Source organism: Roseateles sp. P2_H4 (genome assembly GCF_056403315.1).
Genome location: NZ_JBFUFR010000013.1, coordinates 88,521 through 109,894, shown reverse-complemented (window position 1 = coordinate 109,894; position 21,374 = coordinate 88,521). Strand labels below are relative to the sequence as shown.

The window sequence follows — 21,374 nt, the reverse complement described above, 5'->3', positions numbered from 1 at the left end:
GGGCGAGGGTAGCCGTTTGCGGGACCTCAGGCCAGGGCCTGGTGGACCTGTGAAACCCCCGCAACGGGGGGCTTCAGCCCAGCATCTCGAAACGTTCGACCTTGCGCTCGCTGGCCAGCCAGGGCGTCATCGCCGCGGCGACCTGCGGCTCGCGGTGCCCCCAGCCCTCGGGATAGATCTCCATCCACGTCCATTGGCCGTCCGCGTTCGGCTCGGGCCGCTGCAGCAGTTCGATGGGCGCCTCGACGCGCGCCTTGCGGAAAGCGATCAGGGCCGACTCGACGTTGTCGTCGGCGACGCGGTAGTAGACGTAGAGCTGCACGGTCAGTCTTGGGGCGGAATCTCGTAGGGCAGGGTGCGTGGGCGCAACTGGGCTCCCGTGGCGCTGCCCAGATGCAGGCTGCCGCCCTCCAGTGCCGCCAGCTTGATCTCCGCGGCGATGGCCGTGCGGCCGTCCTTGGCACCACTGCTGGCGACGATGCCGGCCGGCTGCTCGGGGTCGGCGCTGTGGAAGATCTCCTGGCCGATGCTGGCCGCCGCATCGGTCTCGAAGACCTGCAGCCGGCGCTTCAGCGTGCCGCGGTACTGGCTGCGCGCGACGATTTCCTGGCCGGGGTAGCAGCCCTTCTTGAAGTTCACGCCGCCCAGCACCTCGAAATTGATCATCTGCGGCACAAAGGCCTCGACGGTGGCGCCGCGCACCCAGGCCACGCCGGCCTCGGCTTCGGCAAACGCCCAGTCATCGGCCGTCATCGCTGCACCCGCCGGCGCGGGCGCATCGGCCGGCTGCACACGAAGCGCGCGACCAAGCTCCGGTGCAGCGGGCAGGGCGATCTGCACCGCATCGCCATCGCGGGCCAGCGTCCAGGCCTCGGTGGCCGGCGTGCCGAGCAGCCCGTAGACCGCGAACTCGGCGCTGGCGTCGCTGAGCTTGCACTTGGCACGCATGACGAACATGGACAGGCGCTTCAGCGTGGCCGCCAGCGTCTCGGCCGGCAGGGCCAGCAGGATCTCTTCCTCGCCGCCACGCCAGCCCACCAGCGTCGCCAGCAGCCGGCCCTTGGCCGTGCAGAAGCCGGCCAGGCGGGCGTGCTCGCGGTCGAGCAGGGCGAAGTCCTGGGTCAGCTGGCTGTGCAGGAAGCTGGCGGCGTCGGCGCCCTGGGCGCGGATGACGCCCCAGTCAGCGAGGCGGAGTTGGGAGGCTTGGGACATGGCGGGAATTATCATCGGCCCCCTTTTCACCGGGCCATTCACAGGTCATCACAGGGCATGAAGTGGTTGTTGCGAGCGCTGCTCGTCTTGTTGTTGATCGCCGGCCTGGCCGCAGGCGCCGCCTGGCAGTGGCTGCGCAGCCCGCTGAGCCTGGCCACGCCGTCGGTGGAACTGTCCGTCGAGCCGGGCACCAACCCGGCCGAAGTGGCCCGCGCCTGGGTGGGCGCCGGTGTGCAGACCGATGCCCGTTTCCTCTACCAGTGGTTCAGATGGTCGGGCCAGGCCAAGCAGATCCGCGCCGGCAGCTATGAGGTCCACGCCGGCGTCACGCCGCGTGAGCTGCTGGACAAGATGGTGCGCGGTGACCAGATCCTGGAGCAGCTGCGCCTCATCGAAGGCTGGAACTGGCGCCAGGTGAGGGCGGCCCTGGCCGCCGCGCCGCAGCTGAGGCCCAAGACGGCGCAGATGAGCGATGCCGACATCATGGCGGCGCTGGGCGAGCCCGGCGTGGCGCCGGAGGGCCGCTTCTTCCCCGACACCTATGCCTACAGCCGCGGTGTCAGCGACCTGACCGTGCTCAGGCGCGCCCATGCGGCCATGCGGGGGCGCCTGGCGGCAGCCTGGAGCAAGCGATCGAGCGACCTGCCGCTGAAGTCGGCCGACGAGGCGCTGATCCTGGCTTCCATTGTCGAGAAGGAAACCGGTGTGTCCTCCGACCGCTCCAAGGTCGCGGCCGTCTTCGTGAACCGGCTGCGCGTCGGCATGCCGCTGCAGACCGACCCCACCGTCATCTACGGCCTGGGCGAGGCCTTCGACGGCAATCTGCGCAAGCGCGACCTGCTGGCCGACACCCCCTACAACAGCTACACCCGCGGCGGCCTGCCGCCCACGCCCATCGCCATGCCGGGCGCGGCCTCGCTGCAAGCGGCGCTGAACCCGGCGCCCATCAAGGCGGTCTACTTCGTTGCCCGCGGCGACGGCAGCAGCRAATTCAGCGATGACCTCGCCGCGCACAATCGCGCGGTCAACAAATACCAACGTGGCGGCAAGTGAAACAGATGCGATCAGCGTACCGGCGGGCCGAGCGCCGGGCCGCCCCTAGCCGGCCCGCCATCCCCTCGGGGGATCGGCCGGCGTACTCGACGGACGAGGGGTGGACATGACTGCTGGTCGGTTCATTTCATTCGAGGGCATCGACGGTGCCGGCAAATCCACCCACATCCAGGCGGTGGCCGACTGGTTCCGCACCCGCGGCGCCGATGTGCAACTGAGCCGCGAGCCGGGTGGCACGCCGCTGGCCGAGACGCTGCGCGACATCGTGCTGAAGGAGCCCATGGGCTCGCTGACCGAGCTGCTGCTGATGTTTGCCGGCCGGCGTGACCATGTCGAAACCGTCATCAAGCCGGCGCTGGCCGCCGGCAAGACGCTGCTCTGCGACCGCTTCACCGATGCCAGCTTTGCCTACCAGGGCGGCGGCCGCGGCCTGCCGCAGTCCGTGCTGGACCCGCTGGCCGATTGGGTGCAGGAAGGCACCGAGCCCGAGCTGACGCTGTGGTTCGACCTGCCGGCCGAACAGGCTGCGGCTCGTCGCGCCAGTGCCCGTGAGGCCGACCGCATCGAGCAGCAGGACCTGGCGTTTTTCGAGCGCGTGCGTGCCGGCTATGCGGCCCGCGCGGCCAAGGCGCCGGGCCGTATCGTGCGTATCGACGCCAGCGGCTCCGTCGAGCAGGTGGGCGCGAAGGTGCTCGCCGTGCTGGCCGAGCGCTATCCATGCTGAACGCCGATCTCCCCTGGCTGCAGGCCCCGCTGGCAGACGCCCTGGCGCGGGCGCGTTCGCACGCGCTGCTGGTGCAGGGGCCGGCCGGCGTCGGCCAGCTCGAACTGGCCGTCAAGCTGGCGCAAAGCTGGCTGTGCGAAGCCCGCGCCGAGGGCCAAGTGGCCTGCGGCCACTGCGCGAGCTGCAAGCTGTTTGCCAGCGGCACCCACCCGGACTTCCAGCTTTTGATGCCGGAAGCCCTGGATGCCGCGGCGCGCGAGTCTCTCGGCCTGCCTTTCGAGGAACCCGACGCGCCCAAGGCCGGCAAGGCCAAGCCCAGCAAGGAAATCAAGGTTGAGGCGGTGCGCAACCTGCTCGCCTTCGCGCAGGCGACGTCGGCGCGCGGCCGGGCCAAGGTGGTCGTGATCTTCCCGGCCGAAGCGCTGAACGGCATCGCGGCCAATGCCTTGCTGAAGACGCTGGAGGAGCCCTCCGGTCTGCTGCGCTTCGCGCTGGCCAGCCATGACAGCGCCGCGCTGCTGCCCACCATCCGCAGCCGCTGCCAGCCGCTGCCGTTGCCGCTGCCCGAGCGCGCAGCCGCGCTGGCCTGGCTGGCGTCCAAAGGTGTCGACGGCGCCGAGGGCCTGCTCGACGCCACCGGCGGCCGGCCGCAGCAGGCGCTGGCCTGGCACGAGGCCGGCCTGACCGACGCCGCCTGGCAGGCCCTGCCCAAGCGGGTCGCGCGGGGCGAAGTGGCCGCCCTGTCGGATTGGGCGCCGCCGCGCGCCATCGACGCGCTGCAGCGCCTGTGCCACGACCTGGTGCGCCGCAGTCATGGCCGGCCGGGCCAGTTTTTTGCCGCGACCTCCCTGCCATCGCCCAAGCGCCCGGCGCCGCTGCTGGCCTGGGATGCCGAACTGCGCCGCGCGTCCCGCCATGCCGAGCACCCGCTGAACGCCGGGCTGTGGATAGAGGCTCTCGTCGCACAAGCCCAGACTGCCATCTCGGCCGCGGCGCGCTGACTACACTCGGACCTCATGAGCGACGACACCTCCAAGCCCGCGCAGTTCCAGCCCAGCAAGATGAGCGGCAACCTGCCTTTGCCCACGGTGGGCGGCGTGGGGGCATCGTCCGGTGCGCGGCCCAGCGTCATCCAGCTCGTCTTCCGCGAGAAGTCGGCGCTGTATGCCGCCTACATCCCGGCCTTCGCCGAGGGCGGCCTGTTCGTGCCGACGACGCGCGACTACAAGCTCGGCGAGGACGTCTATCTGCTGCTGGCCCTGCCCGAGGACAACCAGCGCTACCCCGTCGCTGGCAAGGTGGCCTGGCTGACGCCGGCCAATGCTTCGGGCGGCCGCACCCAGGGCGTGGGTGTGCGCTTCCCCGGCGACGAGAAGACGCGGCTGATCCGCGTGCGCATCGAGGAAATCCTGGGCACGGCGATCTCGTCGAGCAAGCCCACGCAAACGCTCTGATGTTCATTGACTCGCATTGCCATCTCAGCTTCCCTGAGCTGAAGCAAAATCTCCCGGCCATCCTGGCCGACATGCAAACGGCCCAGGTCGAGCAGGCCATCTGCATCTGCACACAGATGGAGGAGTTCGAGGCCGTGCATGCGCTGGCCCTCGAACACGCTCAGCTCTGGGCGACCGTCGGCGTGCATCCCGACACCGAGGACATGCGTGAACCCGACGTGGCCGAGCTGGTGGGCCTGGCGGCGCTGCCACGTGTCGTCGCCATCGGCGAGACGGGGCTGGACTACTACCGCCTGAACGGCCGCAGCATCGACGACATGGAATGGCAGCGCGAGCGCTTCCGCACCCATATCCGCGCCGCGAAGCAGGCCGCCAAGCCCCTGGTCATCCATACCCGCTCCAGCGCGGCCGACACGCTGCGCGTGCTGGACGAGGAGGGCGGCGAACAGGCCGGGGGTGTCTTCCATTGCTTCACCGAGACGGCCGAGGTGGCCCTGGCGGCCGTCGAGCGCGGCTACTACATCTCGTTTTCGGGCATCGTCAGCTTCAAGAACGCCCAGGACCTGCGCGACCTGCTGAAGCTGCTGCCGCTGGACCGGCTGCTGATCGAGACCGACAGCCCCTATCTGGCCCCCGTGCCCTACCGTGGCAAGACCAATTCGCCAGCCTATGTGCCCCACGTCGCGAAGGCGGTGGCCGATGCGCTGGGCCTGCCGGTGGCGGAACTGGCGGCGCGCACGACGGCCAACACGCGGCGGCTGTTCGGTCTGCCGGAGGGCGCATGAACCGCATGAACCGCATGAAGCGGGGGCTGACCGCGCTGGCCTTGCTGGCCTCCATGGCCGTGCAGGCGGCGCCCATCGACGACTTCGTCACCGCTGCCGAGCTGAATGACCCGCGGACCGTGCTGGGCCTGCTGCTCAAGGGCGTGGACCCCAACCAGGCCGACTCGCGCGGCCGCAAGGCCATCTTCATTGCCGTGCGCGAGGAATCGCTGCGCGCGCTGGACAGCCTGCTGGCCTCGCCGTTGACGCAGGTGGACGAGGCCAATGCCCAGGGTGAGACGCCGTTGATGATTGCCGCCGTGCGCGGCTCGCTGCCGGCCGTGCAGGCCCTGGTGAAGCGCGGCGCGGCCGTCAACCGCAAGGGCTGGACGCCGCTGCATTACGCCTGCAGCGGGCCGGACAACGGCGTCGCGGCCTTCCTCATCGCCCAGGGCGCCGAACTCAATGCGCGCTCCGAGAACGGCACGACGCCGCTGATGATGGCGGCGCGCTACGGCAACAGCGATCTCGTGCCCCTGCTCATCAAGGCGGGCGCCGAACCGCGCGCGGCCAACGAACAGGAGCTGACGGTGGCCGACTTTGCCGAGCGCGGTGGCCGTGACGTGATGGCCAAGGAGCTGCGCCGCCTGATCAAGGAGCGCCAGCAGCGCGCGGCCGCAGCGGCCGCTTCGGCTCAAAGCGCCAGCAGCGCCAACTAGTTCTCGCCCTGAGGGCCGTGTAGGGAAAAGTCTTACAGCGCCTAGGGCGCTGAGCCGACTGTTGCGCCGAGGCGGCGCTGCCTACAGTGGAGTCATCGTCAAACACGAGGCCCACCATGCTGTCCACCACCCCGAATCTGGCTGACCCTTTCGCGATGCTGATCGCCCCCGAGGCGGTGATGAACGCCATCGAGCGCTCCGACCGCCTGGCCCGCCTGCAAAGCCGCGTCTATCGTCCGCTGGACCGGCCCTGGATTCCCGTCAAGGGCAGCGCCGCCGATTTCGACAGCGAGATCGACGCCGAATTGGAAGTTCCCGACCTTTCTGACGACGCCGAATAAAGCAAAACGCCCGCTTGAAGCGGGCGTTTTGTCGTGAGGCCGCGGCCGTCGCGTCAGACGCGCTTGCGGTACTCGTGGGTGCGGGTGTCGATTTCGATCTTGTCGCCGTTTTCGACGAAAGCCGGCACGGAGATTTCGAAACCAGTGCCCTTCAGGCGAGCAGGCTTCATGACCTTGCCCGAGGTGTCGCSCTTGGCGGCCGGCTCGGTCTCGATCTCGCGAACGACGCTGGTGGGCAGTTCGATGGAGATGGCCTTGCCGTCGTAGAAGGTCACTTCGACGGCCATGCTGTCTTCCAGGTAGGACAGCGCGTCGCCCATGTTCTCGGACTCGACTTCGTACTGGTTGTACTCGGTGTCCATGAAGACATACATCGGGTCGGCGAAGTAGGTGTAGGTGCAGTCCTTCTTGTCGAGGATGATCTGCTCCATCTTGTCATCGGCCTTGAAGACCAGCTCGGCGCCGGCGCCGTTCAGCAGGTTCTTCATCTTGATGCGCACGGTGGCGGCACCGCGACCACCACGGCTGTATTCGGTCTTCAGGACGACCATCGGGTCCTTGCCCTGCATGATCACATTGCCGGCGCGGATTTCTTGAGCGAGTTTCATGGTGAATTGCGGTGTGAGGCGCCGGATATTCCGGCTGGACGGCGCACCAGACTCCAGGAGAACCCGTCTCGGGTTGGCGCGGCAAAGCCCGACATTCTAGCTGGAAACCCCTAAGAAGCCCTGCAATTGCGCCAGCAGATCGGGCTGAGCCGCCAATTGCGCACGCCACTTCGGGGCGTGGCTGGCCGCCATTTCCAGCCCGCGGAGCGAGTCGGGCAGGGCGGCCAGGCCGTTCCAGCCGCGCCAGACCTCACGCCAGCCCGAAGGCAGTTCGGCGCGCGCCATGAAGGCCTCGAGTTTGGCGTGGTGGGCGTTGTCGTCTTGAGGGTAGATATGCCAGACGAAGGGCTTGCCGGCCCACTGCGCGCGGACGAATGAATCCTCGCCGCGCACGAAGTTCAGGTCGCAGGCCCACAGCAGACGGTCGTAGTCGTCCTGGGGCAGATACGGCAGGGCGATGGTGCGCAGGCCGGGGCGATCGCGGATCTGCGCCTGCAGCGGCCCGGGGCAGGCGAGCAGCAGCGTCGGCTGGGTAGCCAGCGTGTCCAGCAGCGCTGGCAGGGCCGGGTTGGCGTAGGCGAACAGGCTGACGACGCGCTCGCCCGGCCGAGCCGCCCAGCCGCGCTCGGCCAGCCAGGCGGGGCCGTCGAAAGCCGCCTGGCGATCGAGCAGGTCCGGCTCGCGCAACAAGCCGCCGGTGCGCGGCGTGAAGCCCGGGTAGAAGAAATGCTTGGTCAGCCCGACACCCGGGCCGCTGAACTGCGGCGAGGCGAGGCCGTGGCTGCGCTCCACATAGTCCTCGGCGCTGAGGTATTCGAGGTTGATCCAGCGCGGTGCCGGTTGGCGCGCGGCCATGCGGGCGACGAAGGCCGGTGGCAGCTCGCAGCCGAAGGCTTCGATGACGACGTCGCCGGATTGCGCGGCCACCTCGCCGTCGGGCCAGGCAAGCACTTCGACCGCTGCGAGGCGCTCGGGCGCCATCCAGGCCAGTGCCGAGGCATCGTCGACCCAAAGCCGCACCGCGTCGCCGCGCCCGGCCAGGTCGCGCGCGAGCCGCCAGCAGACGCCGAGGTCGCCATGGTTGTCGATGACGCGGCAGAAGATGTCCCAAAGCATCGGCGCTCTCATGGGCCAATTCTCCCAGGCCACAATTCCCTGCATGTCGAGCACGACCCCTTCCAACACCGAAGCCGTTGACCAGCAGCAGGCCTCGAACGAAAAAGATCTGGCCGCCGAGCGCGCGGTCATCGAAGCCGCCGAGAAGCAGCGCGGCGCCGAAATGGAGGCCGCCGCCCGCGAGGCCCGCGAGCGCCTGCAGGCCGAAGTCAATGCCCTGCCGCCCCTGCCGGGCGTCTATCGCTATTTCGATGCCCGGGATGAGGTGCTCTATGTCGGCAAGGCCAAGGACCTGAAGCGCCGCGTCAGCAGCTACTTCCAGAAGAACCACGGCGGCACCCGCATCGGCCTGATGGTCGCGCGCATCGCCCGCATGGAGACGACGGTCGTGCGCACCGAGGCCGAGGCCCTGCTGCTGGAAAACAACCTGATCAAGACGTTGAACCCGCGCTTCAACATCCTGTTCCGGGACGACAAGAGCTACCCCTATCTGAAGATCACMTCGCACGCCTGGCCGCGCATGGCCTATTACCGGGGGGCGGTCGACAAGCGGCATCACTATTTCGGGCCCTTCCCGAGCGCCTGGGCGGTGAAGGAGTCCATCCAGCTGATGCAGAAGGTGTTCAAGCTGCGAACCTGCGAGGACAGCGTCTTCAACAACCGCAGCCGCCCCTGCCTGCTGCACCAGATCAAGCGCTGCTCCGGGCCCTGCGTGCCGGCGGGGCAGACCGGCGAGTAYGCACGCGACGTGCAGAGCGCCGAAGCCTTCCTGCGCGGCGAGACCGACGAGGTGATGGCTTCGTTGCAGCAGCAGATGGGCGCCTACGCCGAGCGCTTCGAGTACGAGCTGGCGGCGGAGGTGCGCAACCAGATCCAGGCACTGTCCAAGGTGCTGCAGCAGCAGGTCATCGAGGAAAGCAGCGCGACGGGTCGCGACCGCGATGTGGACATCCTGGCCGTGAAGGTGCAGGGGGGGCGGGCCTGCGTCAACCTCGCGATGGTGCGCGGTGGCCGGCATCTGGGCGACCGCGCCTTCTTCCCCAAGCATGTCGACGATGCGACGGCGATCCGCCTCGACGACGAGGAAGTGGTGTCGGCCGAGCGCCAGGTGCTCGAGGCCTTCATGGCCCAGCACTATCTCGCGTCGCCGGTGCCCGGGCTCATCATCGTCAGCGAAGCGGTCGACGCCAGCCTGGCCGAGGCGCTGGCCCAGCAGCTCGGCAGCCGCGTCACCGTGCAGGCCCAGCCGCGCGGCCAGCGGCGCATCTGGCAGGAGATGTGCGTCAAGGGCGCCCAACTGGCGATCGCCCGCCTGCTGGCCGAGGAGGGCTCGCAACAGGCGCGCACGCGCGCACTGGTCGAGTCGCTGGACCTGTCGGTGGTCGAGATCAACAAGTTCCGCGTCGAATGTTTCGACATCAGCCACACGGCTGGCGAAGCGACGATGGCGAGTTGCGTCGTCTTCGAGAACCACCAGATGCAGAGCAGCCAGTACCGGCGCTACAACATCGAGGGCATCACCGGCGGCGACGACTACGCCGCCATGCGCCAGGTGCTGACGCGCCGCTACAGCAAGATGGCGGAGGCGGCCCAGCTCGGCACCGGCCGCCTGCCCGACCTGGTGCTGGTGGACGGGGGCCGCGGCCAGGTCAGCATGGCGCGCGAAGTCTTCGAGGAACTCGGGCTGGACCTGGGGCTGATCGCCGGCGTCGAGAAGGGCGAGGGCCGCAAGGTCGGGCTGGAGGAGCTGGTATTTGCCGACGGCCGTGAAAAGGTCTACCTTGGCCGTGATTCGGCCGCGCTGATGCTGATTGCGCAGATCCGTGACGAGGCCCACCGTTTCGCCATCACCGGCATGCGCGCCAAGCGCGCCGCCACGCGCACGGGGGGGTCGAGGCTGGAGGACGTGCCGGGCGTCGGCCCGAAGAAGCGCGCCCAGCTGCTGCAGCGCTTTGGCGGCGTGCGCGGCGTGGCGGGGGCGAGCGTGGACGAGTTGTGCGGCGTCAAGGGCATCTCACGGGAACTCGCCGAAGAAATCTACCGCGCGCTGCACTAGGTACAGAACGCTTACCCTGCGTTGCATTGCGCTACGGCTACGGCGGTTGCGGCGAGAAATCCGTCGCACCTCGTGCCGGGTACGAGGCAGAACAATTCGAGCCATGAGGAGAACGCCGTGCCCACCATCGCCCCTTTGAAGCGCGCCGCCCGCTGGCTGATCGGCCCGCTGCTGGCCGGCTGCGCGGCAGCGCCGCGTGCGCCGGCGCCTGCGGTGCCCACCGACGGCATTCCGCGCGCCGTGGTTCTCGAGCCTGCCCCGCAGCCTTCGCCCACCGTGGTGGCGGCCCCGAAGCCCGCCGGCTTGCCGCCGCCCAAGCCAGTACGCACGCAGGCGGAGCTGCGCCACCAGGCCGCCGAGCGCCTGGTCATGGCCAACCCTGAGGGCAGCTTCATGACGAAGGCGCCTTCGCATGTGCTGAGCGTCGTGGTGCTGGAAATCGAGGTCAAGGCCGACGRCAGCGTGCGCCGCGTCAACGTGGTCCGACCACCCCGGTTTGCGCCGGAAACCCTGCAGCTGGCCATCGACGCCATCCATCGCGCCGCTCCCTTTGGCGACGTGCGGCGCATGCCCGAGCCCTGGAAGTTCACCGAGACCTTTCTTTTCGAGGAAGACCGACGCTTCAAGCCGCTCAGCCTGAACTGAGGGCTGGCCGCCACAGTCGCGACTGCGGCGCCCCAGAGGTGGGCGTCGACATGGGCACAATGCCGGCATGTTCCTGACGCTGCCGACTCTGCTGACCTGGGCTCGCATCGTGGCGATCCCGCTGATCGTCGGCGTCTTCTATCTGGAAATGACGCCGGCGCACCAGAACCTGTTTGCGACGGTGCTGTTCGTTGTCGTGGCGCTGACCGACTGGCTGGACGGCTATCTGGCGCGCAAGCTCAACCAGACCTCCTCCTTCGGCGCCTTCCTCGACCCGGTGGCCGACAAATTCCTGGTCTGCTCGGCCTTGCTGATCCTGCTGGAACTCGGCCGCGTCAACGCCTTTGTCGCCCTCGTCATCGTCGGCCGCGAGATCGCCATCTCCGCGCTGCGCGAATGGATGGCCCAGATCGGCGCCTCGCGCAGCGTCGCCGTGCACATGGTCGGCAAGCTCAAGACGACCGTGCAGATGGTCGCCATCCCCTTCCTGCTCTATGACGGCCAGCTCTTCGGCCTCATCCCGACCCGGCTCTGGGGCACCTGGCTGATCTATGCCGCCGTGGTGCTGACCATCTGGTCCATGGTCTATTACCTGCAGAAGGCCCTGCCGGAAATCCGCGCCAAAGCCCGCTGAGACGCTGTTCCGACGCACGTCGGACACCGAGTTGTATCGGGACTTTTCCCGCCCTGCCCAGCGCCGGACGCGCGTCTAGAATCCGCTTCCCCGCGCGCGCCTTGGCCGTTTGTCGTCGGCCTGTCACAGGCTGCGCAGTGCGCGGGATCGACATCTGCAACGCAGTCCTGCGCCCCTCACGGTGCAGGGCTCAACAGTCCGCTGAATCGTCATGAGGGGGCACGAGTGAACAAGTCAGAATTGATCGAGCACATCGCCAAGCAGGCCGACATCTCCAAGGCCGCTGCAGGCCGCGCGCTCGAAGCCGTGATCGGCGGCGTCAAGACGACGCTGAAGAAGAATGGCACCGTTTCGCTGGTGGGCTTCGGCACCTTCAGCATCACCAAGCGCGCCGCGCGCGCCGGCCGCAACCCGCGCACCGGCGATACGATCAAGATCAAATCGGCCAAGGTGCCCAAGTTCAAACCCGGCAAGGCGCTCAAAGACGCCGTGAACTGAACCTTCAGCCGGTCCCGCGATTTCCCGGTTTCTCCCGGGCGCTTAGCTCAGTTGGTAGAGCACCTCCCTTACACGGAGATTGTCGGCGGTTCGAGCCCGTCAGCGCCCACCACCCGACCCCAGGGCGGCGTCCGCCGTCTCGCATTTAGAATGCGACTCCCTCGAAGGCGAACCTCGGTTCGCCTTCGTCGCGTTTGATCCTCAAGGCTCCTCGAGATGTTTGAATTCGTCCGCCAGCACAACCGCCTGCTCCAGTTCCTGTTGACGCTGCTGATCCTGCCGTCCTTCGCCTTCGTCGGCATGCAGGGCTATACCAGCATGATGGGTGGCGCCAATACCGCCGTGGCGAGCGTCGATGGCCGCAAGATCACCCAGGGTGAATGGGAAGTTGCACAACGCGACCAGGCCGAGCGCATCCGCCGCCAGAACCCGGGCGTGGACCCCAAGCTGCTGGACACGCCGGAAGTGAAGCGCCAGGCGCTTGAAGGCCTGGTTACCGAGCGCACGCTCAAGGCCGCTGCCGAACATCAGCATTTCAGCGTCAGTGATGAACGTCTCGACGCGCTGTTCAAGCGCGACCCGCAGTTCGCCTTCATGCGCAACCCCGACGGCTCGGTCAACAAGGCCATCCTGGCTGCCCAGGGCATGAATTCGGCCATCTTCCTGGAGAAGCTGCGCCAGGACATGTCGCTGCGCCAGGTCACGTCGGGTGTCGAGTCTTCCGCCGTCGCTGCGGCCGCCAACGCCAAGCTCGCTTTCGACTCGTTGCTGCAGCAGCGCGAAGTGCAAGTGCAGCGCTTCGACATCAAGGACTTCGCGGCCAAGATCAACCCGAGCGATGCCGACATCGAGGCCTTCTACAAGGAATCGGCCAACGCCAACAAGTTCCAGCTGCCCGAATCGGCCCAGATCCAGTACGTCGTGCTCGACCTGGAAGCGCTGAAGAAGGACGTCAAGTTCAGCGAAGACGACCTGCAGAACTACTACAAGGAAAACGCCGCGCGCTACGGCGTGCCCGAAGAGCGTCGCGCCAGCCACATCCTCATCAAGGTGGAGCGCAGCGCCTCGGCCGAGGAGCACGCCAAGGCCAAGGCCAAGGCGGAGGAGATCCTGGCCCAGGTTCGCAAGAACCCGGCCGAGTTCGCCGCGCTGGCCAAGAAGAATTCCCAGGACGAGGGTTCGGGCGCCAATGGCGGCGACCTCGACTTCTTCAGCCGCGGCGCCATGGTCAAGGAGTTCGACGCTGCCGTCTACGCGATGAAGCAGGGCGAGATCAGCAACCTCGTCGAGACCGATTTCGGTTATCACATCATCCAGCTGACGGGCACCCGCGGCGGCGACAAGAAGCCCTTCGAGGCCGTGCGCGCCGAGGTCGAGAACGAGGTGCGCAAGCAGCTCGCCCAGCGCCGCTATTCCGAGGCCGCCGAGCAGTTCGGCAACCTCGTCTACGAGCAGTCCGACAGCCTCCAACCCGCCGCCGACAAGCTCAAGCTGCAGCTCCAGACCGCCACCGTGCAGCGCCAGCCCCTGCCGGGTGCCGCCGGCCCGCTCGCGTCGCCCAAGCTGCTGGAAGCCGTCTTCGGCAACGACGCGCTGCGCAACAAGCGCAACACCGAAGCGGTCGAGACCGGTACGAGCCAGCTCGTGTCGGCCCGCATCGTCCAGCACAACCCGGCCCGCGTGCCGCCGCTGGCCGACGTGAAGGTCAAGGTGCGCGACCAGCTCGTCAGGAAGCTCGCCACCGAGCAGGCCAAGAAGGCCGGCGAAGCGCGCCTGGCGGCGCTCAAGGCCAACCCGGCCGACACCGCCGGCCTGGAAGCCGCGGTTTCCGTTTCGCGCGCCAAGCCGCAGAACCTGACGCGTGGCCAGCTCGAAGCCGTGCTCGGCGCCGATGCCGCCAAGCTGCCGGCCGTCGTCGGTGTGGCTGCCGAAGATGGTGGCTATGTCGTCGTGCGCATCAACCAGCTCCAGCCGCGCGACGCCGCCGTCATCGACGACAAGCGCGCCGCCCAGCAATATTCCGGCGCCTGGGCCCGTGCCGAAGGCCAGGCCTATCTGGCCGCGCTGAAGTCGCAGTACAAGGCCGCCATCAAGGTCGAGGCACCGGCCTCCGCGGCCAGCGCACCCTGATTTATCGGTTATACTTTTTGGCTCTGCGGTGGCTGTAGCTCAGTTGGTAGAGTCCAGGATTGTGATTCCTGTCGTCGTGGGTTCGAGTCCCATCAGCCACCCCAAATAAAATCAAGGACTTAGAAGCGAAAGCCTCTAAGTCCTTTTTCTTTTCCGGCTTTCATGTAACGCGCATGTACGGCGATTCGGAATGTCGTCCGCTGGAAAACGCTGCCCCATCGTTTGTCCAACGCTGCTTAGACTGCGTTGAAAAGGGGAGTGGATGGACGTACATAGCGTTGAGGCTGTGCAGTGCTATCTGCCGACGGGCCCGGGTGAGATCCTCGTATGGAGTCTGGTGCTTGGTGGCGTCTTTGTGTTGGCTATCGGTTTTGGCCTCGTTGCGCTAGACGAGGTAAAGCGGCGAGCGACAGTGCACACGCTGCATTTCACCGAGCACATGTTGCTCCATGGCTCCTTCTATGGGTCCATTTACGCGGGTTGGATAGGCCTCGAGAACTGCGGATTTAAGTCCATCCAGATCGCTTTCGGCATCGTGTTAGCGATCTCCTGTGCGTACTTCGCGTACGGAGTGGGGAAGTGGGCTGCAGAGCGCGAGGCAAGAGAGCACAATGAAGAGCAGGCTGATCTCTTGAATGCACTCATCGGCAAGACCGGCTAGCGCGAAGGAGTTACCGCCGTGGCACTAATGTTCTTCTCGATCTTGGTTGCGCTGTTTGGCGTCGGCTTAGCTGCGTCGATTGCTGGTCGTAAAGGTATGTCTGCTGACGCGGTGGCCAACGAGAGGCTAAGGGCCGAAATTAGAGAGGGCTTGGCGGCCCTAGCCCGCCAGCGAGCCGCTCAGAATCAGATTGCGCCCGAGCAGGCTCAGGAAACATCAACGGTGCAACTTGAAGTTGCCCGCGAGGTTCCGGTTGCGGCTCCGCCCGACGTAAGGGACGTATTTCTTGCCGGGGATACGTTGATTCCGAGCACCTATTCGCCCGGTGCCACCGCCGTTTTCCTCAGGGCCATAGGTGTCCAAGCGGCGGCGAGGGTATTTAGCACTGAAGCAGCTGCCGGTGCGCCCATTGTGCAAGTCGTTGTTGGAAAGTCGGCGCTGAAGAGGCGCTACTCGACCATGAACAGTGGCATTGCCTTCCGCGGGGGCAGGTGGATCCTGCTGCCTTCGAGCCCATCGCTAAAGATCGGTAAGTCCGCGGGGCTGACGGGATCTGTTGGCGCCGTCCCTCTCGAAGCACAAAGCACCTAGCCGAGCCAGTTCAGAGGTCCCGCGGAGCGTCCAGTTTCTAACGCCGCTGTTGGCCTAACACCAGCTTGGCATAGACGCATTCGCGGCGCGCTAGATGAAACGGATGTGGCGTCCCTCGAAGCTCTCGAAGATGTCGCGCCAAGGCTCCCCCGTCAACTTCATCGACCTCAACGGCGTGCAGGAACTGAACCTTCCTGAGTTCATCACGCATGGCTTGGAGCCACTGTTCGTTGTGGGTCCGGTCAGTGGTGCGGCGCTCGACGACGGGCATGGAGTTCTCCCCTTGGCTGGCTGGATTTGATGGTGACTGGAAGCAGCACGTCGCTGCGCTCGCTATGGCCGCCAAGTTGATCTAGGCACAACTCGAAGCGCTGGCCGCTGCCTGACGCTGACGGTACTTTGGCTGGCATCGCGGAGGCTCATTTGGCCGATCTCCGGCAGATGGGGTACGAGGTGCTCAATAGCCCCTGCATGAAAGAAATGGTCAGGCCGGGTTGACTGCTGCCGTGCCGCCTCGGCTGGCGCTGAGGGGATGGCGTGCTTGAAGGGGCGACAAACCATGGATGGAGATTGCAGATGGCAGACAGCTCCTCAGATCTCGATGCCGCGCGCCTCTTGATGGTCAACATCGAAGAGGAGCTAGAGTTGATTCGGCTGGCACTGCGTGAATCGCCGGGCAACGCTCGGCTGATTGATGCGTACAAGGCCAAAGCTCGCGAGGGGGCAGCAATGCTCATGCTGATCCAGGAAATCCGAGATCGGCTGGAGCAAGAGAGAAAACCTCTCAACTGAGGCCGGCGCCACGTCTGGCGGGCCGGCCTTGTTGCGACCGCCCACACCGCGCTTGCTCATCAATTGCGGGAACTTCCCGTATTTGCGGTTGAGCGCCAGCGGTTCCCTTGTCGCAGCGAGGCATGGGACGAAACCGGCTCTGCGGTTGAAATGCAAAGCAGTAGGTCAGGCAAATCGCCGAGCAGCAGGGTGAATTTATTCGGTCGTGGCACTAATGTCTCTGCGGAGAAGACACATGGCCCGCAATCACGCAGTCATTGTTCGTGTCGGCGCGGATCTGGCGAAGGACGTGATCCAAGTACACGCCGTTGACGCGTGTGAGCGTTTAGTGGTCGCGCGGCAAGTGCGCAGGGCGGACTTTAGGGCGTGGTGCGCAAAGCTGCCCACGGGTTGCATCGTCGCAATGGAGGCGTGCTCTTCTGCCCATCACTGGGGCAGGGTTCTGGGGGAAATGGGCCTTGAAGTGCGACTGATCTCGCCCTCTTTCGTGGCGCCTTACAGATTTGGCGGTAAGGCAGCGAAAAGTGACGCAAACGACGCCGAGGCTATCTGCGAAGCAGCGGGTCGGCCACGGATGCGCTTCGTTCCAGTCAAGTCACGGTTGCAGCAGAGCTGGTTAGCGCTTCACGCGCTCAGAGTGGGGTACATCAAGCAGCGCACCTCAAGCATCAACCGGGTTAGGGGGATCTTGTTCGAGTTCGGTATCGTGTTGCCGCGCCGCAGGGAAGTATTTCAAAAAGCGATGCCTGACATCCTGCGCGACGTCAACGATGCACTCACGCCGCTGGTCAAAGCATCACTCAGGCAAGCATTTGCCCAGTACCTGGATTTACAGCGTCGGGTGGCCTGGTGCGAGCAGCAAATCAAGCGTCATGTGAAATCAGACGCCAATGCCAAGCGCGCCATGAAAATCTGGGGTGTTGGCTACCTCGGGGCTTCAGCGATCTCGGCGACTGCCGGGAATCTCAAACAGTTCGAGAACGGCAGGCAGTTTGGTTCATGGCTGGGCCTAGCTCCCAGCCAACACTCCACTGGGGGCACCACGCGTCTAGGCCGAATCACGAAGCATGGAAACGAGTACCTGCGAACCTTGCTGGTCATTGGCGCCCAAAGCGCGCTCGCATCGGCCTCGAAACGCGACGACCAGCTATCACGGTGGGCAGCGCAACTCCGTGAACGCATAGGATGGGCCAAAGCCAGCGTTGCGCTGGCGAACAAGAATGCTCGTCTGCTCTGGATGACGCTATCGAAGGAACAAGATCTGAGAGGTCGCCGCGGCGGGCGGAAGTCGCCCATCTTGAAATCTAACCCAGCCGAACTCGCTTCCGGCTAAGGTCAGATCGCAGAGCGCGCCGAAGGGCCGGGGTGCTCGATTGGTCTCCTGTCGCACCGCGGTGCGACGACGAAGGAATTGGAGCCGGCCCAAGCGCAGAGCGCGCTCCTGCGAGCTGCACAACGAATAGCGAGAACCAGGCACAGCCATCGCTCGGGTACAACTCCGTCACGCTTCGCGATGACGCAAATCGAAGGGAGCCATGCTGTAAGCCCTTCGCGAGTCTCGACTCGCCATTTATTCAACCATCCACGCATCTCTCGCGGTGGCTCGCCCCGGCAGGTAAGCGTGGTCTCACGGCCCTCTAGGCCTGCGCCTGCTTCACATGGCCGGCAATTGCTGGGAGCGTCAAAAGCGTCGGCACAGCGCAATTGCTTGCTGAACTCGAAGAAGCTGCGATGGGTCGTCTCTACAAAGAAGCGCGTCAGCTCTGGGCTGATATGGGCTACAGCGACCGCTCGCCGGTCAAGCTTTAGGCACACCAGGCTCACCTGGTGAGCCGACTGGCGGGCAGCATGGCGGCATGACTGAAGCCCCAGAACACATCACTCCGCTCCCGTCCACTCGCGTCGATAACGGCATCCTGGGCCGTGTGCCTAGTGAGCACGTCGGAAAGGCCCAATGTTCGCTGCCCGATGCGGCCTTAGTTCCTGACAACGAGATTCGAGTTGAGGTGGACGCCGGCTGGCTCGGCCGAGTGCGGCTGACCTTCAGGAAGTACCGGTACACCCGCCCCAAGGGCAAGTTCTCTGCTGTGGCTTGGAGTTGCCGCCATGCGGAGCCGGTCATACCCGGAGCCCAGAGAGCGGCTGAGGAAAACTGAGGGCTCGCCGCACTTGGATGTAGGCTCGGCCATGTTGAGTTAGCCCGACCACGCTGCCATGTGCTCCAACTACGAGCCCGTCACTGACCAAGATCTGTTGATGCGGCACTTCGGTGTTGCGAGGCCCGACGACTCCAAACCTCTTGAGTCGCAAATCTGGCCAGGCGGCTACGCGCAATTCGTCATCCGGCCGGCCGACCGCGCCCAACTGGACCGCGAGGGCAAAGTAGGGCAGTACGGCTTGCTGCCGGACTGGGCTGACAACACGGCGTTCGGCCGGAAGACCTACAACTGCCGGTCTGAAACGGCGGCGTCCAAGCCAAGTTTTCGCGAGGCCTGGAAGAAGGGACGGCGCTGCATCATCCCGGCGCGCCGGTTGTTCGAGCCATGCTGGGAAACCGGCGAGGCTGTGCGCTGGGCGGTCAAGCGGGCAGACGATGTGCCGATGGGAGTGGCCGGCCTCTGGAACCTTTGGGCGGACCCGAAGACCGGCGAACTGGTCCCGACCTACACGATGCTCACCGTGAACGCCGACGACCATGCTCTGTATCGGCGCTTCCATCGCCCGGATGACGAGAAGCGTATGCCTGTGATCCTCGAAGAGTCGGACTACGACCGGTGGCTCGACTGCACGACGGCCGAGGCGATGAGCTTTATGAAGCAGTTTCCCACCGAGCGACTGCAGGCCGAGCCGGCGCCGCTGCCATCGAGGCCGAAGAAGGAGCCGAAGTCGAAGCCACTGCCGAAGGTCGATGACCTTGGGCAACAGGACCAGCTCTTTTGACGACTAGTTGATCTGCTTGCGCCGCCTGGAGCTGATGCCTAGTGCCGCGAGAGCGCCAGCAGCGAGGAGTGCGGCGTTTGGCTCGGGAAGCTCGGCCAGCGATTGAATTTGAAGGTTGTCTAGCGCAAGCACAGACGGGACGGTTCCCTCCGCCACCTCACCCATCGCGAAGCCGATGTAGTACCAACCCGCGTCCATGACCGCAAGGCTGTGCTTGTGCCAGCCAGTCTCGCCATTGAGATTGAAGGAGGTGCAGTACTCGGGTGTTCGCGAGCACAAGTCCACGCCGCTGTCGCCGAATGGCAAGTAGTAGGCAGGATTTGCCCAAAGCCAATCGTTGATCCTGAACCCGCTCGAATCGTCAGCCCACAAGCTGAAGTAGGCAGAGTCGTAATCCCGACCGATGCGGTTCCAGTCGAATGAGATAAGACTGGGCGAATCGACGTAGAACCTCAGCTTCATTGCGCCACTCTCGCCAACTTCCGGCGATGTATACGATCCCCCGCCAGGGAGAGCAAGGTGCAGGTCTGGCATGGCCGCCATGAACTCCCCTGGACCTATCGGTAGCCCGAGAAACTGCTGAGCCTGCCAACCGATAGGACTGGCGGTGCCTGAAAACGGGTTCTCATAGCTGCTCATCGTCGTCAGGAACGCAGAGCGCGTGCCCTCGGTGGGGTTCAGACCCGATGCAGCCGACTGCGCCGACACGTCGCCGATGGTCTGCCAGCCTGCCAAACCAGACTCAAAACCAGAAAGCAGGGCGGGCGCTGCTTCGGCGCCGCAGAAGCACGCCATCAATGCCGTCGCCCAAATCGCATTCTTCATTTCAGCCTCCCTCTGTTCATGTTTTCGAGCGAGAGAGGATAGGGGAGAAGTTATGGGACGCTAACCGCTTATTTGGGCGTGGTTTCTGTATTGACTAAGACGCTTGCTCCGCCTTGGAATGACCGCGCGAGGTGCGGCAGCTCTTCGCCTCGCGGGCGGTCTTGATCTTGTGCTGCTCGACGCTCAGCCATTGCATGTTGGTGGTCGTGTCAGGCCCGCCGCACTTCAGGGGCGTGATGTGGTCTACCTGCCAGCCAGGGCAGGCGCCACGGGTGTGACYGTTGGCAGGGCAGGGGTTCATGCGCATGAACTCGGCGCGCACGATTGGGGATCTTGTCGGCTTGGCGAGCGGGCACGTAGCCGATAGAGCCAGGATGAGCAGGAAAGTCCCGGCCCTCACGCGCGCGTACTGGTCGCGAAATGTCTTCATGGCCTCACCAGGATTACCGCTCGGTGACTTTGCAGACTTTGATGCCTCCATGCTGGGGATCTTCGCGACAGTTTAGCCCGCACTCATAGTCGCCTGGCGGCGTGAATGTGGTCGATAGGGCGCGCAGCGATGCAGAGCGACAGGCATCAATGGTGGGGTATGGGCCTATCTCTAGATGGCGGCTCAGGTCATCCTTGTTCGGATAGACGAACCCTGACCACTCATCCCGCAGCGCGGTCAGCAGCCAAGCGCCTATGAGCCAAGCGCAAAGCGCCGCGAGGGCGATCTTTGCAACGCCACGCATTGTCCTCATGGTCTGGCCTCTCCCTGATTTCGGCTGATTGTTTTTCAGACCGAGCCCGCTTGGCTAGGCTGTGTTTCTCTGTTGTTTGCAGGAGCTGCCGAAGGCGCAAGAATCCCCGAAGGCGCACGAAGATGCCGAAGGCGCAACGTTTCCAGAGTGACGCCTTGGGCTGCACCTTCGCTTCGCTGCTCGATTCAAGTTGCACCAAGCGCAGCGCGGTCAGAGGTTGGGGCGCCCGAGTCATTGAGGAACTGGGCGCCTGCGAGGCGGTGAGCCCGGAGGGTGTCGAACACTGCCTGCCAGGCCTCGTGGAGGCTAGCGATTCGCGTGGGGCTACGGCCGGCGCACTTCCATTCGTCCCCCAAGAATTTGTGGGCCACTATGTTCCTCGGCCGCATCCAGCCTGCTACTTGCTTGCAGCGCTGGCGGTGACAAGCGGTGCGGAGGCCCGGTTCGCGGGCGCTGGCGCATTCACTGCGTGGGCAGGCTCTGACGGTTGGCGATACACGCTTGCCGCCCCGAACAGTACCGCCGCAACTCCAGTTGCGAAGCACACTAGTGAGAGCGCAGCTAGGCCATAAGYCAGATTCGTCCAAACGTAGGCAGGGCTCTGCCGCACCCAGACCTCCCACAGATGCCGATGCCGGGAATGAAACGTCGCCACCGAACAAATGGCCCCTAGCGCAAACAACAACGCAGCCGAAATGCCGTACGGCAGGAACTGATGGCCCAGATCCTTGCCCGCAAGCGCTTGCAAGAATCCAAGCGTTGCAACTATGGCGCCGCTGTTCAGCAAAATTGAGGCTTTGGCGCCTTCCGTGAGGTAGCCGTCGAGTTGGTCGTTTACGCGAGCAGCTCGTTCCTCATTCAACTCTTG

Annotated in this window: 24 protein-coding genes and 2 tRNA genes; 20 read left to right on the top strand and 6 right to left on the bottom strand. The window is 65.4% G+C overall.

The genetic code is table 11. The features are described from left to right. Positions 1–73: 73 nt before the first annotated feature. Both AC1DW3_RS12095 and ygfZ read right to left on the bottom strand, forming a co-directional pair. Positions 74–322 carry a DUF4936 family protein gene (locus AC1DW3_RS12095; RefSeq protein WP_477931553.1) on the bottom strand — a complete coding sequence of 83 codons (249 nt, stop codon included), beginning with the start codon at positions 320–322 and terminating at the stop codon, positions 74–76. A gap of 2 nt (positions 323–324) precedes the next feature. Then, on the bottom strand, positions 325–1,212 hold the full coding sequence (ygfZ, locus tag AC1DW3_RS12090) for a CAF17-like 4Fe-4S cluster assembly/insertion protein YgfZ (protein ID WP_477931552.1): 888 nt from the start codon (positions 1,210–1,212) through the stop codon (positions 325–327). Between the two features lie 57 nt (positions 1,213–1,269). On the opposite strand from ygfZ, the gene mltG reads away from it, so the two are divergent. The 7 genes from mltG (at position 1,270) to AC1DW3_RS12055 (ending at position 6,267) form a co-directional block, all read left to right on the top strand. Next, complete coding sequence (mltG, locus tag AC1DW3_RS12085) at positions 1,270–2,265, top strand: endolytic transglycosylase MltG (protein ID WP_477931551.1); 996 nt, start codon at positions 1,270–1,272, stop codon at positions 2,263–2,265. A 106-nt stretch (positions 2,266–2,371) separates the two neighbouring features. Then, a complete protein-coding gene (gene tmk / locus AC1DW3_RS12080; protein WP_477931550.1) occupies positions 2,372–2,989 on the top strand; it encodes a dTMP kinase in 618 nt (205 codons plus the stop codon). Continuing rightward, positions 2,983–3,990, top strand: a complete 1,008-nt coding sequence (locus AC1DW3_RS12075; protein WP_477931549.1) for a DNA polymerase III subunit delta' — start codon at positions 2,983–2,985, stop codon at positions 3,988–3,990. The genes tmk and AC1DW3_RS12075 overlap by 7 nt, the downstream gene beginning before the upstream one ends. Before the next feature lie 60 nt (positions 3,991–4,050). Beyond that, positions 4,051–4,443, top strand: coding sequence for a PilZ domain-containing protein (locus AC1DW3_RS12070; RefSeq protein WP_477931578.1), 393 nt, complete (start codon positions 4,051–4,053; stop codon positions 4,441–4,443). Continuing rightward, the gene (locus AC1DW3_RS12065) at positions 4,443–5,228 is read left to right on the top strand and encodes a TatD family hydrolase (RefSeq protein ID WP_477931548.1); all 786 of its coding nucleotides are present in this window, start codon (positions 4,443–4,445) and stop codon (positions 5,226–5,228) included. Before AC1DW3_RS12070 ends, AC1DW3_RS12065 begins: the two co-directional genes overlap by 1 nt. Next, positions 5,225–5,926, top strand: a complete 702-nt coding sequence (locus tag AC1DW3_RS12060; RefSeq protein WP_477931547.1) for an ankyrin repeat domain-containing protein — start codon at positions 5,225–5,227, stop codon at positions 5,924–5,926. The genes AC1DW3_RS12065 and AC1DW3_RS12060 overlap by 4 nt, the downstream gene beginning before the upstream one ends. Before the next feature lie 116 nt (positions 5,927–6,042). Further along, positions 6,043–6,267, top strand: a complete 225-nt coding sequence (locus tag AC1DW3_RS12055) for a hypothetical protein (protein ID WP_477931546.1) — start codon at positions 6,043–6,045, stop codon at positions 6,265–6,267. Between the two features lie 53 nt (positions 6,268–6,320). Here AC1DW3_RS12055 and efp read toward each other — a convergent pair whose 3' ends face one another. Continuing rightward, positions 6,321–6,875, bottom strand: coding sequence for an elongation factor P (gene efp, locus AC1DW3_RS12050; protein WP_477931545.1), 555 nt, complete (start codon positions 6,873–6,875; stop codon positions 6,321–6,323). A 96-nt stretch (positions 6,876–6,971) separates the two neighbouring features. Further along, positions 6,972–8,003, bottom strand: coding sequence for an elongation factor P maturation arginine rhamnosyltransferase EarP (gene earP / locus AC1DW3_RS12045; RefSeq protein ID WP_477931544.1), 1,032 nt, complete (start codon positions 8,001–8,003; stop codon positions 6,972–6,974). Positions 8,004–8,154: 151 nt separating this feature from the next. Here earP and uvrC point away from each other — a divergent pair, with 151 nt between their 5' ends. The 13 genes from uvrC (at position 8,155) to AC1DW3_RS11980 (ending at position 18,938) form a co-directional block, all read left to right on the top strand. Further along, positions 8,155–10,047: an excinuclease ABC subunit UvrC gene (gene uvrC, locus AC1DW3_RS12040; protein ID WP_477931577.1), complete on the top strand. Its 1,893-nt coding sequence runs from the start codon at positions 8,155–8,157 to the stop codon at positions 10,045–10,047. A 117-nt stretch (positions 10,048–10,164) separates the two neighbouring features. After that, positions 10,165–10,692, top strand: coding sequence for a hypothetical protein (locus AC1DW3_RS12035; RefSeq protein WP_477931543.1), 528 nt, complete (start codon positions 10,165–10,167; stop codon positions 10,690–10,692). Between the two features lie 67 nt (positions 10,693–10,759). After that, positions 10,760–11,326 carry a CDP-diacylglycerol--glycerol-3-phosphate 3-phosphatidyltransferase gene (gene pgsA, locus AC1DW3_RS12030; protein WP_439462939.1) on the top strand — a complete coding sequence of 189 codons (567 nt, stop codon included), beginning with the start codon at positions 10,760–10,762 and terminating at the stop codon, positions 11,324–11,326. 225 nt (positions 11,327–11,551) lie between these two features. Beyond that, positions 11,552–11,824 (top strand): HU family DNA-binding protein, encoded by a 273-nt coding sequence (locus tag AC1DW3_RS12025; protein ID WP_056201680.1) that lies wholly within the window; start codon positions 11,552–11,554, stop codon positions 11,822–11,824. A 36-nt stretch (positions 11,825–11,860) separates the two neighbouring features. Next, positions 11,861–11,936, top strand: a tRNA-Val gene (locus tag AC1DW3_RS12020). A gap of 104 nt (positions 11,937–12,040) precedes the next feature. Continuing rightward, positions 12,041–13,954: a SurA N-terminal domain-containing protein gene (locus AC1DW3_RS12015; protein ID WP_477931542.1), complete on the top strand. Its 1,914-nt coding sequence runs from the start codon at positions 12,041–12,043 to the stop codon at positions 13,952–13,954. Positions 13,955–13,982: 28 nt separating this feature from the next. Then, positions 13,983–14,058: transfer RNA gene (locus tag AC1DW3_RS12010), tRNA-His, on the top strand. Positions 14,059–14,216: 158 nt separating this feature from the next. Then, on the top strand, positions 14,217–14,615 hold the full coding sequence (locus tag AC1DW3_RS12005; RefSeq protein ID WP_477931541.1) for a hypothetical protein: 399 nt from the start codon (positions 14,217–14,219) through the stop codon (positions 14,613–14,615). A gap of 27 nt (positions 14,616–14,642) precedes the next feature. Further along, on the top strand, positions 14,643–15,206 hold the full coding sequence (locus AC1DW3_RS12000) for a hypothetical protein (protein ID WP_477931540.1): 564 nt from the start codon (positions 14,643–14,645) through the stop codon (positions 15,204–15,206). Positions 15,207–15,300: 94 nt separating this feature from the next. Further along, positions 15,301–15,507: a hypothetical protein gene (locus AC1DW3_RS11995; RefSeq protein ID WP_477931539.1), complete on the top strand. Its 207-nt coding sequence runs from the start codon at positions 15,301–15,303 to the stop codon at positions 15,505–15,507. 275 nt (positions 15,508–15,782) lie between these two features. Beyond that, the gene (locus tag AC1DW3_RS11990; RefSeq protein ID WP_477931538.1) at positions 15,783–15,998 is read left to right on the top strand and encodes a hypothetical protein; all 216 of its coding nucleotides are present in this window, start codon (positions 15,783–15,785) and stop codon (positions 15,996–15,998) included. Positions 15,999–16,233: 235 nt separating this feature from the next. Further along, positions 16,234–17,331: an IS110 family RNA-guided transposase gene (locus AC1DW3_RS11985; RefSeq protein ID WP_477931537.1), complete on the top strand. Its 1,098-nt coding sequence runs from the start codon at positions 16,234–16,236 to the stop codon at positions 17,329–17,331. 881 nt (positions 17,332–18,212) lie between these two features. Beyond that, the gene (locus AC1DW3_RS11980) at positions 18,213–18,938 is read left to right on the top strand and encodes an SOS response-associated peptidase (RefSeq protein WP_477931536.1); all 726 of its coding nucleotides are present in this window, start codon (positions 18,213–18,215) and stop codon (positions 18,936–18,938) included. A gap of 3 nt (positions 18,939–18,941) precedes the next feature. Here AC1DW3_RS11980 and AC1DW3_RS11975 read toward each other — a convergent pair whose 3' ends face one another. Then, positions 18,942–19,763: a hypothetical protein gene (locus tag AC1DW3_RS11975; protein WP_477931535.1), complete on the bottom strand. Its 822-nt coding sequence runs from the start codon at positions 19,761–19,763 to the stop codon at positions 18,942–18,944. A gap of 94 nt (positions 19,764–19,857) precedes the next feature. Further along, positions 19,858–20,193 carry an HNH endonuclease signature motif containing protein gene (locus tag AC1DW3_RS11970; protein WP_477931534.1) on the bottom strand — a complete coding sequence of 112 codons (336 nt, stop codon included), beginning with the start codon at positions 20,191–20,193 and terminating at the stop codon, positions 19,858–19,860. Positions 20,194–21,374: the final 1,181 nt, after the last annotated feature.